We start from the raw sequence: 485 nt of genomic DNA on the forward strand, positions 1-485 counted from the left end.
GAGGTTGTTACATAGAAATCGTCGCCGATGTGTTGGGAATATGTTGACACGTTCCGATCGCTTCCAGGAAGCCATTGGTCTGGCGTGTTTTCACCCAGGCGACGATGCCATCGAGGTGTCGCCTTCTCATCTTGGCAACAGCCTTCATAGGAACGACCTAGTAGCTCATGACGTTAGTAAAACACTGGTGGAGCATCTGACGGACCACGTTGAACTGCTATCGATGCAGGATGGCGCGCAACTGCTAGCGGTAATGCCAGGCACGTGCCGTCCTCAGTGTCGTCAGCCGAGCGACAAGTGTCTGGAGCTCCTGCCGAGCGCCTCGGCTAAGCCCCTTGGGGGATCTCAGCAGCTTCCATCGCATACCTTTCTGAGCCGGATCGGCTTTCTGCTCGATCCGCCGCATCCGATCGACGGCCTCGGAGGCCTTGGCGATGACATGGAATTTGTCGAACTTGATCCCGGCTTTGGGCAGGTGGTCCGTG

General features: G+C 56.9%; 1 pseudogene. It reads right to left on the reverse strand.

From position 1 onward, the window contains the following. Positions 1-55: 55 nt before the first annotated feature. Positions 56-485 (reverse strand): annotated as a pseudogene (locus ACEWQZ_RS06720) (transposase); the annotation flags it as partial.

The sequence above is a fragment of the Wenzhouxiangella sp. YN1 genome (assembly GCF_056324145.1).